We start from the raw sequence: 7,487 nt of genomic DNA, 5'->3' as shown, positions 1-7,487 counted from the left end.
CATCCCCGCCGTCGGTCAGGGCGGCGGCCACGGCCCGTTCGACGGCGGCGGGGTCGACGGGGGCGGCGCTGAACTCGCGGACCGTGCGGCGCTCGGTCAGGGCGGCGCGGCGGGCCTCCAGGGTGCCGAGGCGGAACATGTCCTCGTCGCTGGGGCGCACGAGGGCCCGGGCGCCCGTGCCGTCCTCGGGTAGGCGGCCGTAGCCGCGCACGACCGCCACCGGGGTCGCGCCGAGTTTGCCCTTGACCAGGTCGGCGGCGGCGGCGAGTTCGTCGGCCTCGGCGACCTCGGTCATGCCGAGTTCGTTGCCGTAGCCGTCGACCTCGCCGATGTGGCTGCGCAGGGCGGACATCCCGGCGACGCCGATGGCGAGGTCGGTCAGGCCGCGGCGCCAGGGACGTCCGGCGGTGTCGGTGATGACGACCGCGACGTCCACGCCGAGCTGGTCGGCGAGGCCGGCGCGCAACCGGGCGGCGCTGGCGTCCGGGTCCAGGGGGAGCAGGGCCAGCCAGTCGCCGGACACGTTCGACGCGTCCACCCCGGCGCTCGCGAGCACCAGGCCGTGGCGGGTCTCGACGATGCGGGTGGGTCCGCGGCTGGCCACCTCGCGTACCGATTCGGCGTCGATCGCGGCCTGCCGGGCCGCCTCCCGGTCGACCCCGGCGGGCACCAGTCGCCCCTCCGCCTTGGAGACGATCTTGGATGTGACGACCAGGACGTCTCCGTCGGCCAGCGGACGATCGCCCGCCGTGATCGCCGCCGCGACCGCCTCGGCCAGATCGGTGCCAGGCAGGATCTCCCCGAACCCGGCCAGCCCGTGGATCTCCAGAGCCGCACTCGGCGGCCCACCAGGCCCCCTCCCCGCCACCACATCGCCGGACGCCGCAGCACCGCCCACCACACTGCCGCCCACCACACCGCCGGACGCCACGGTGCCGGAGGTCGCGAGGTCGGCGAGCTCAGACACCGGCGAGGTCCAACGCGGTGCCGACGATCGCGGCGGTCTCCGTCAGATCCGTCATGAACAGTGGACGGGAGACCACGGTGGCCCCGGGCACGACCGTGTCGGCGTCCGCGGTGTCCACCACCCACCCGTCCAACAGCCCTGCCGTCCCCACGGCGCCACCAGCCCCGTCCGTGCCACCAGCACCAGCACCGGCCCCGGTGGATGGGGCGCCAGTGCGGCCTCGTCCGCCGTAGTGCCGGCCGACGGCCTGGGCGGACGTCTCGACGCCGATCGCGGCCAGGCAGGCGTCGGCCATGCCACGTACCGCGGCTCCACCGATGATCGGTGAGATGCCGACCACCGGGGCCGAGGTCGCGGCGAGGGCGTCGCGAATGCCGGGTACGGCCAGGATCGTGCCGATCGACACGACCGGGTTGGACGGGGGCAGCAGCACCACGTCGGCGTCCGCGATGGCGTCCAGCACGCCGGGGGCGGGTGTCGCCCGCTCGGCGCCGAGCGCGACGATCGACCGCGCCGGCACTCCGGCCCGCATCCGCAGCCACCACTCCTGGAAGTGCACCGCGCGCTGACCCTGCTCATCCTCGAGGACGACGTGGGTCTCGACCCGCTGGTCGCACATCGGCAGCAGGCGCACACCGGGCTTCCAGCGCACGCACAGGGCGGCGACGACGTCGGACAGCGGATGGCCGGCGTCGAGCATCTGGGTGCGGACCAGGTGGGTGGCGAGGTCCCGGTCACCGAGGCCGAACCAGGCCGGGCCGACCCCGTAGGCGGCGAGTTCCTCGGCGACGACGAACGACTCGTCCTCGCGACCCCAGCCGCGTTCGGCGGAGATGCCGCCGCCCAGGGTGTACATGACCGTGTCGAGGTCGGGGCAGATGCGCAGGCCATGCAGGGTGATGTCGTCACCGGTGTTGCCGATCACCGTGATGTCGGCGTCGGGCAGGGCGGCCTGCACGCCGAGCAGAAAGCGGGAGCCACCGATCCCGCCGGCCAGAGCTGTCACCTTCACAACCGGTGATCCTGGCATCCCGGCGCCGCCGGTGCGTCACGCGGATCGGTCCGCGCTCGCCCGAGGCGGGCGCGGGCGGCGCCACCGGGTCGGATCAGAGCGGGCGGGGCGGGTTCTCCGAGCCGAGGTTCGGCCGGGCGAACAGCGGCGCCACCCAGCCGCTGAACTCCGTTTTGGCTGGTAGCGGGGCGTCCTGGCAGAACGCGGTGAGCAGGAAGTGCACGAGGTGGCTGGTGGGCCGGCTCGGAGCCGGGTTGGCCAGGCCACCCTCGATGGTCGCGACGACCGCGTCGGCGGCCAGTGCCCGATCGGCGGCGGGGACGAAGTCGTGCACGGCGGCGAGGGCGAGTTCGTGCAGCCACGAGTGCAGCCGCTCGTGGTACTCCATGATCGGCTCGGCGTGCGGGGCGCGCTCGGCGACACAGGGGTGCAGCGTGCGCCGACGCTCCACGGAGTCGAGTGCGAGGAACAGGCGCTCGGCCGGGTCGCCGGGCAGAGCGGCGATCCGCTCGACCTCGACGTCGAGCAGGCGGTTCAGCACCGCGGCGAACGCGTGGTCCTTCGAGCGGAAGTACCAGTACACGCTGCCGGGTTCGATGCCCGCGGAGCGGGCGATCTCCGCGATGGAGGTAGCCGCGAAGCCCCGGGCCAAGAACTGCTCTTCGGCCACTGCGAGCAACGCGTCGATCCGCTCCTCGCGGGGGACGTCCTGGCGATTTCGTGGCACCCGGTCAGCGTAGCGACTTTGGGCCGCGCAGCCGAGAGATTCGGATCAGCGCACAACCGGCTCCGCTGCGATACCCAGCTGCCGGAATTCACACACCTGCCAGATTTGCGCGTGAGGTAAATCACTTTTTATGCGGCAATTGTCTGGCTTGATCGTGCAATTCGCGGATTTTCGCAGGTGGTGGACCCTGGCTGTGGCCGAACGGGTCGGGTGAATACGGCGTTCGGGGGGATGAGCCCCCTGTGGCCACAGCCCGGCCGGCATGTTCGCCGGCCGGATGTGGCGTCTGTCACCCGACATCTCTTGATTCGGCTTAGAGAGCGCAGTGAGATGAGCCTGAGCTCTCCACGTCGCTGGAAGGACCGTCATGTCCGAGATCAGGACCACCAAGAGCCTCGAAGCCCTGTCCGCCTCGCTCAACCGCGCGCTCGCCGGAGCGCGGGCCCCCCAGGTCGTCGCCGCGCACCGGGCTCAGCGGCGCAGTACGGCGGCGACCCCGGTCCAGGGGGACGATGCCCGCCTGCGCCGCGCCCGGGAGGCCACCGCCACGCTCGCCGCCCGCTCCCGGACAAACATGCTGATCGGCACGCTCGATCGGCTCCGCCGTCCGGCCACGGGCTGGCGGGCGAACCAGGTGACCCCACCAGCCTGATCCCACTGCCAGTCTGATCCCACGCAGTCTGACCCCACGGCCGGCCTGACCTCGCCGGCCCGCACCCGCCACATCAGCACCCGCGAGACCTGTACCTGCGACATCCGTGCACCTTCGAGACGCCGGTGGCGGCGGACCAGGGTGTCTGCCGACCCGCCGGCGGGCGCCCCGGCCGCTGCCCATCGGGAGCGGAAACCGAGGAAGCCATGACGACTACGGCGGCGACATCCGACGGCGAGAGCGACCTGCCCACGGCGCCGCACCGCACGCCGGGCAGGAGCGTCGCGCCGCCCGAGCCCGTCGCCGCCCCGCCCGGTCGGACCGTCACCCCACCCGGTGGGACGCTCCCCGGGCCGGGGGACGAGTCCGCCGCGCCGTCGGCGTCGGCGATGCGTCGGGCGCTGCGCCGGGCCCGGGACGGCGCCACTCTGGACGCGGTCGAGGCGGCGGTGCTGCTGGCGGCCCGCGGCGACGATCTCGTCGATCTGTGCGCGTCGGCGGGGCGGGTGCGGGACGCGGGGCTGGCCTCGCTGGGACGGCCGGGGGTCGTCACCTACTCGCCGAAGGTGTTCATCCCGCTGACCCGGCTGTGCCGGGACCGCTGCCACTACTGCACGTTCGCCACCGTCCCGCACCGGCTGGACGCGCCGTACCTGTCCCTGGACGAGGTGCTCGAGGTCGCCCGGGCCGGGGCGGCGGCGGGCTGCGCCGAGGCGCTGTTCACCCTGGGCGACCGGCCCGAGGATCGTTGGCCCGCGGCCCGCGAGTGGCTCGACTCCCACGGCTATGACTCGACGCTCGGTTACCTGCGCGCCGCCGCCATCGCGGTGCTGGAGGAGACCGGGTTGCTGCCGCATCTGAACCCGGGCGTGCTGAGCTGGACGGAACTGGCCCGGCTCAAGCCGGTGGCGCCGTCCATGGGCATGATGCTGGAGACGACCGCGAGCCGCCTGTGGTCCCAACCGGGCGGTGCGCACTTCGGCTCGCCGGACAAGGACCCCGCGGTGCGGCTGCGCACGCTCACCGACGCCGGGCGGCTGTCGATCCCGTTCACCACGGGTCTGCTGCTCGGGATCGGGGAGACCCGCGCCGAGCGGGCCGAGACCATCTTCGAGCTGCGCGACCAGGCCCGGCGTTACGGCGCGATCCAGGAGGTGATCGTCCAGAACTTCCGGGCCAAGGACGACACCGCCATGCGCGCCGTGCCCGATGTGGGCGCCGCGGAACTGGCCGCCGCCGTGGCGGTGACCCGGCTCGTGCTCGGGCCCGGCCTGCGGGTGCAGGCACCGCCGAACCTGGTCGACACCGCCGAGTGCGCGCTGCTGCTGTCGGCCGGTATCGACGACTGGGGCGGCGTCTCCCCGGTCACCCCGGACCACGTCAACCCCGAGCGGCCCTGGCCCGACCTGGACGTGCTGCGGGCGGCGACGGCGCAGGCCGGTTTCACCCTGCGACCCCGGCTGACGGTCTATCCGTCCCACCTGGGGCAGCCGTGGATCGACCCGCGCGTGGCCGGGCACGTGGCCGCCCTCGCCGGCCCCGACGGCCTGCTGGGGCAGCCGGTGCGTCCCGTCGGACGGCCCTGGCAGGAGCCCGACGGCGGCCTGGTGGACTCCGGCCGTGTCGACCTGCACACCGAGGTCGACACGGTCGGACGGCACAACGCCGCCCGCGCCGACTTCGACACCGTCTACGGCGACTGGGAGTCGCTGCGTGTCCAGGTCAGCGCCGCCGGGACCGGCGTCGACGGCGTGATCGGCACGGGCAGCCGCGCGTCCGACGGCGGTGCGTCCGACGGCGGTGCGTCTGGGGTGGAGCGTCTGGATTCGGACGTGCGGGCCGCGTTGCGCCACGCCGGCACCGACCCGGCGGGTCTGCGTGACGACGAGGCGCTCACCCTGTTCGGCGCGCGCGGGGCGGCGCTGGAGGAGCTCTGCCTGCTCGCGGACGGCCTTCGCCGGGACGCGGTGGGCGACGACGTCACCTACATCATCAACCGCAACATCAACTTCACCAACGTCTGCTACACCGGCTGCCGGTTCTGCGCGTTCGCGCAACGCCGAGGGGACGCGGACGCCTACACGCTGTCGCTGTCGGAGGTGGCCACCCGGGCCGCGCAGGCGTGGTCGATCGGCGCCACCGAGGTCTGCATGCAGGGCGGGATCGATCCGGATCTGCCCGGGAGCGCCTACTTCGACCTCGCCCGTGAGATCAAGAAGGCCGCGCCCGGTCTGCACCTGCACGCCTACTCGCCGATGGAGGTGCTCAACGGGGTCACCCGAACGGGAATGTCCATCGCCGACTGGCTGACCGCGGCACGCGAGGCGGGCGTCGACTCGGTGCCGGGAACGGCCGCGGAGATCCTCGACGACGAGGTTCGCTGGGTGCTGACCAAGGGCAAGCTGCCGACCGCCAGCTGGGTCGAGGTGATCACGACGGCGCACCGGGTGGGCCTGCGTTCGACGGCCACGATGATGTACGGCCATGTCGACACGCCGGCGCACTGGGTCGCCCACCTTCGGCTGTTGCGCTCCATCCAGGACGAGACCGGTGGCTTCACCGAGTTCGTGGCACTGCCGTTCGTCCACCACTCCTCGCCGATCTACCTGGCCGGCGTCGCCCGTCCCGGCCCCACCGTCCAGGAGAACCGGGCGGTGCACGCGATGGCCCGCATCCTGCTGCACCGTTCGATCGACAACATCCAGTGCTCGTGGGTGAAGCTCGGCGTCGACGGCTGCCGAGAGGTCCTGCGCGGTGGAGTCAACGATCTCGGCGGCACGCTGATGGAGGAGACGATCAGCCGGATGGCGGGCTCCCAGCACGGTTCACGCCGCTCGGTGGCCGAACTCGAGGAGCTGGCGGCATCGGCGGGTCGTCCCGCTCGGCAACGGACCACCACCTATGGGCGGGTCCCGGATGAGCGCTTTCACGCTGCCCGAGGAGGCCCCGTCCGAACCATGCTGCCGGTGGTGTCCTGACACCCGCCATGTCTCGGACTGGAAATTACTCTAGGTAGTCAAACGGATTTGAATAGATGACTGGACCGTCTGGCATACATCGAAAGGGGTGATACGTCTGGTCGCAGGTTTGCCCGTTTGGGCATTCTTATCCGGTCCGGTCGCACGCGATAATGCGAGCATCGTCGCCATACCGATTGCGCTCCGTTACTGATCGGGCGGTTGTCCGGACCCGTGGCGATGGTGTGCAGTGACTGTGAGCTATGTTCTCATCGCTGGTTGTAGAAGATGTTGCGCCGGTGGGGTTGACGCGACCGGGTTCGGCGCGTGTAATTACCGGCGTGTCATTCCCCTTGCTGGCGGGATTCGTGCGGTAGAGCGATGCCCTGCCGGTGTGGAACCAGCACCTGCGCGCCGGCGCCCAGGGGGTGGCCGACCGCACCGCGACGGGTCTGGAGGAGTCCCCATGGAGCACACCGACGCGGGCGTCCACACCGTCCTCGCGGACGTCGAGCGTCCCGCTGAGCATGACCCGTTCGGTGATCACTCCGAGCGGGTGCTCGCCGAACGACACACACAGGCCACACCGCAGCCGCGGTCGGTGGTCGCCGGGGTCGGGCCCGCCCGTCCCGGCCTGCCCGTCCAGCCATCCGGGAGCCATGTCGGCGCCCGCGAGGTCGGTCATCTGCGTTCCGTTGGCGGCGACCACGATGTCGCCGACCGGGCGGACACGGTGGGCACCGCGGTGGGCGTCGACGTCCGGGACGCGCTCGAGGTCCGGGAGGAGCCGGGCGTCCGGGAGGGCGAGGGCGTTCAGGACAACGAGGACGACGTCGAGGACCTGCTCGATGACGCGCCCCTCGACGACCCATCGGGCGATCTTGCCGCGGTGATCGACCTTGGCCTGGGCGATCTGCTCGGCGAGGCGATGGAATGGCAGGAGCGTGCCCTGTGCGCCCAGACCGACCCGGAGGCCTTTTTCCCGGAGAAGGGCGGATCGACCCGGGAGGCCAAGCGCATCTGTTCCGGTTGCGAGGTCCGGGCTGAATGCCTGGAATACGCCCTGGAAAACGATGAGCGTTTCGGGATCTGGGGTGGCATGTCCGAACGGGAACGACGCAAGCAGCGGCGCCGAGCAGTCTGACGTCGGGCAGTGGAGGACGTCCGGCGGG

Annotated in this window: 6 protein-coding genes; 3 read left to right on the top strand and 3 right to left on the bottom strand. The window is 72.1% G+C overall.

Features of this window, described 5'->3' with window-relative positions:
- From G6R24_RS02810 to G6R24_RS02800, 3 genes are all read right to left on the bottom strand, one after another.
- The coding region (locus G6R24_RS02810; RefSeq protein ID WP_420840648.1) for a coenzyme F420-0:L-glutamate ligase at window positions 1-868 on the bottom strand (868 nt) is incomplete at its 3' end.
- Between the two features lie 91 nt (window positions 869-959).
- Window positions 960-1,979 carry a 2-phospho-L-lactate transferase gene (cofD, locus tag G6R24_RS02805; protein ID WP_163547602.1) on the bottom strand — a complete coding sequence of 340 codons (1,020 nt, stop codon included), beginning with the start codon at window positions 1,977-1,979 and terminating at the stop codon, window positions 960-962.
- A gap of 94 nt (window positions 1,980-2,073) precedes the next feature.
- Window positions 2,074-2,706 carry a TetR/AcrR family transcriptional regulator gene (locus G6R24_RS02800; protein ID WP_163547601.1) on the bottom strand — a complete coding sequence of 211 codons (633 nt, stop codon included), beginning with the start codon at window positions 2,704-2,706 and terminating at the stop codon, window positions 2,074-2,076.
- Window positions 2,707-3,073: 367 nt separating this feature from the next.
- Between G6R24_RS02800 and G6R24_RS02795 the strand changes: the two genes are divergently transcribed.
- The 3 genes from G6R24_RS02795 to G6R24_RS23900 all read left to right on the top strand — a co-directional run bounded on the left by G6R24_RS02795 (window position 3,074) and on the right by G6R24_RS23900 (window position 7,459).
- On the top strand, window positions 3,074-3,358 hold the full coding sequence (locus G6R24_RS02795) for a hypothetical protein (RefSeq protein WP_163547600.1): 285 nt from the start codon (window positions 3,074-3,076) through the stop codon (window positions 3,356-3,358).
- Window positions 3,359-3,564: 206 nt separating this feature from the next.
- Window positions 3,565-6,336: a bifunctional FO biosynthesis protein CofGH gene (locus G6R24_RS02790; RefSeq protein ID WP_163547599.1), complete on the top strand. Its 2,772-nt coding sequence runs from the start codon at window positions 3,565-3,567 to the stop codon at window positions 6,334-6,336.
- Between the two features lie 445 nt (window positions 6,337-6,781).
- Window positions 6,782-7,459 carry a WhiB family transcriptional regulator gene (locus tag G6R24_RS23900; RefSeq protein ID WP_163547598.1) on the top strand — a complete coding sequence of 226 codons (678 nt, stop codon included), beginning with the start codon at window positions 6,782-6,784 and terminating at the stop codon, window positions 7,457-7,459.
- Window positions 7,460-7,487: the final 28 nt, after the last annotated feature.

The sequence above is a fragment of the Candidatus Frankia nodulisporulans genome, assembly GCF_902806475.1.
Classification (GTDB): Bacteria; Actinomycetota; Actinomycetes; order Frankiales; family Frankiaceae; genus Frankia; species Frankia umida.
The sequence above is the reverse complement of the archived record's forward strand: the minus strand, read 5'-3'. Positions and strand labels throughout refer to the sequence as shown.